Source organism: Methyloceanibacter sp. (genome assembly GCF_041573655.1).
Lineage (GTDB): Bacteria > Pseudomonadota > Alphaproteobacteria > Rhizobiales > Methyloligellaceae > Methyloceanibacter.
Genome location: NZ_JBFFQD010000099.1, coordinates 1 through 2544, shown reverse-complemented (window position 1 = coordinate 2544; position 2544 = coordinate 1). Strand labels below are relative to the sequence as shown.

Annotated in this window: 4 protein-coding genes and 1 pseudogene; 1 reads left to right on the top strand and 4 read right to left on the bottom strand. The window is 62.7% G+C overall.

The features are described 5' to 3' along the window. The 3 genes from ABY454_RS12290 to ABY454_RS12280 form a co-directional block, all read right to left on the bottom strand. A partial coding sequence (locus ABY454_RS12290) for a hypothetical protein (RefSeq protein ID WP_372931061.1) occupies window positions 1–219 on the bottom strand: 219 nt, incomplete at its 3' end. Then, a complete protein-coding gene (locus tag ABY454_RS12285) occupies window positions 216–995 on the bottom strand; it encodes a helix-turn-helix domain-containing protein (RefSeq protein ID WP_372931059.1) in 780 nt (259 codons plus the stop codon). The genes ABY454_RS12285 and ABY454_RS12290, both read right to left, overlap by 4 nt. A 1-nt stretch (window position 996) precedes the next feature. Continuing rightward, window positions 997–1212, bottom strand: coding sequence for a hypothetical protein (locus ABY454_RS12280; RefSeq protein ID WP_372931057.1), 216 nt, complete (start codon window positions 1210–1212; stop codon window positions 997–999). Between the two features lie 354 nt (window positions 1213–1566). Here ABY454_RS12280 and ABY454_RS12275 point away from each other — a divergent pair. Next, window positions 1567–1719, top strand: a pseudogene (locus ABY454_RS12275) (fasciclin domain-containing protein); the annotation flags it as partial. Between the two features lie 23 nt (window positions 1720–1742). Here the strand turns inward: ABY454_RS12275 and ABY454_RS12270 are convergent. After that, the gene (locus ABY454_RS12270) at window positions 1743–2510 is read right to left on the bottom strand and encodes a phosphodiester glycosidase family protein (RefSeq protein WP_372931055.1); all 768 of its coding nucleotides are present in this window, start codon (window positions 2508–2510) and stop codon (window positions 1743–1745) included. Window positions 2511–2544 lie beyond the last annotated feature (34 nt).

Sequence of the window (2544 nt, the reverse complement as noted above, 5' to 3'; positions counted from 1 at the left end):
GACCTTGCCGAGCGCACTGCGTACTTCGTCGATCCGCGTAATCGCAGTGGCCATTCCGAGCATCACATTGCCGGACATGGAGCCCGAGGCATCGAACACGATCATGGCATCGTCGGTGCACGATTCCTCGGCGCCGATTTGCGCATACGCGAAACCGAGCGAGGTAAGAAAGCCGAGTGCCGTGGCGGTGCCCAAGCCGATCAGGTGGGGCAGCCTCACGCCAGCACCTCTCGGAGATCCTTGAAAGCAAACACCCGGGTCGCATGCGAGTGCTCTTTCCATGCGCCGCCGCCGGCAAGGACCAGCTTGATACCAGCCTTGTCGGCCAACTCGGATAGCGGCTTCTGATAGAGAGCAACCGATACAGGCGAGCTCGCGGCCGAGGCAGTCACCAAGAACATATTCGGCTTGAGCTTGCTTGCAAGGTCGCCGAGTTCGCCAACCGGCAGTCCTTCGCCGATCCAGATGGAACGCCAGCCCCGTTCGGCCAACACAAGCTCGGCGAGCGCCAAACCTAGTGTGTGCCGTTCGCCTTCGATGGTGAACAGTGCCGTGCACGGCGCATCGTCAGGGGTATGTATCTCGCTGAGGCACGCCGCCACTGCACGACGTAGCGCTTCGGTGGCCGCGTGCTCCTCGAAGATCTGACACACACCGGCCTCCCACTGCCGGCCGATCTCGGCGACAGCGGAGGCGACTTCGTCGGCCGTATCGGCCCAGCTTCCCGTCTCCTGACTTGAGGCAATGAGGGCGACCTTCACGCGCACTGCATCTCCGCTCATCAGCACATCGAACCAGCGCGCCAGGGGACCGCTAAGCCGGGCGGGGCGGTTGGCGGCGATGAGGCGTCGGAGTTCGGTGACATAGATGCGGCGGTGACCGCCCGGTGTCCGCTCCGCATGCAAGACACCGCTATCTGCCCATCGCTGGATCGTCGCTGGCGCTACACCGAGCCGTCGCGCCGCCTCTCCGGCCGAAACCATCATATCGCTCATCTCAGTGCTCCAGGGCCTTGCGCGCGATATTGCTCGCGCGCTCGTTGCCGGTGGGATAGTAGGCGCCGGTCTGGTTGTCGCCGAACTCCTGCATACGCACCCGAGCGCGCTCGATCGCCTCGGGCTCCTTTGCGAGCTTCAACATGTGCGCGGCGCAGGCGTCGGCATCGAGCTCCATGTTCTTCAGAAGCGGGCGCAGGTAATAGAAGGGCTGCACTTCGGTGCCAGTGGCTCTCTGCGTGGTGAGCCGCGTATGGCCGAATCCTGCGTTTTTCAGACAAAACAGCCGTCTCCAGGGAACTGATCCAAATTCAGGTGAATGATATGAGCGATTTTAGTGCTTGTAAATCGCTTATTTCACATTCATCGTTGGATCGTTAACCTATCCCGCGCCCAACCAGCAGGCCCCCACCCTTGGCGCGGAACGAGGCCCCCGGAGCTCCCCCCGCTCCGGGGGTTCTCGAAGCAGCGGGTCCCACGCCCCAAGTGGGCTCCGTTAGTGAAATGCGTGAAAAAGGAGCAAGGAAGTATGTCGAGATTTATTAGATTTGTGGCCGCCTCGGCGGTCCTCATGGCTCTGTTCCTGAGCGGCGCGGTGGCACGCGCCGCCGAGAAGGATATCGTCGACACGGCGGTCGCCGCCGGACAGTTCAAGACGTTGGTCGCAGCGCTCGATACGGCCGGTTTGGTCGACACGTTGAAGGCAGACGGGCCGTTCACCGTCGGCACCTAGGCGCCCTGCCCGGTCTACTCCACGACCGCGATGATCGGCCCATAGCCACCGTGAGAGGGCGCATCGTTACGGCGAAGGCCGGGCGCATAGATGCCGGGCGCGGAGCCGCCATCTAGAAACAGCGCGTTCTGCGTGCCGAGCCCATCGCGGAAAAATTGCGCGAACTCATAGAAGCTCACCCGCCCGCGGGTCATGACGAAATGAGCCTTGCCGTCGGGCGAGACGCCGACACCGTTGCGCGGCTTGAAGTCCTTCGACTTGACGAGGAACGCCGGATGGATGGTCCCGTCGATCACGAGCATCGGGCCCGACTGGGTGGCAAACTGCGCCGTGGGACGCGTCTCGACGTAGCGTTCCGTGGGAAGCACGCCCGCGCCGTCGCGGCCGAAATAGAATACGCCGTTCGGCTTCTTGTAGAAGTTCGGCACTTGGCTCGGCCTGCCTTTGACAGTCTTGCGGTTGATTTTCGCAAGCCGCCTGCCGTTCTCGACATAGAGCCCCACGGGACTGAAATCGTCCTCGTACATGCCGCCGTTCATGGCGAACTGTAACGACTGCCCCTGCTCTTCGAGCTCACTTGAGAGCGCATCGAAGGTGCGGAATGCGCGCCCGTCTTGCCCACGCCAGTAGAGCCGCAACTCGTCCTTGGCAGGATCGAAAGTGCAGACGATGTAACGTGCGCGCTCGTACCGTGCATCGCGGCAAGCATCGGCGCGGGCTACACCGGAGGCAGCCACGGCCGTCAAAAGCACGAGGCCAATCTGGAGGAAGCGCTTGCGCATCGGGCCCAAGCGTCTACTTCAGCGCCACGAAGAT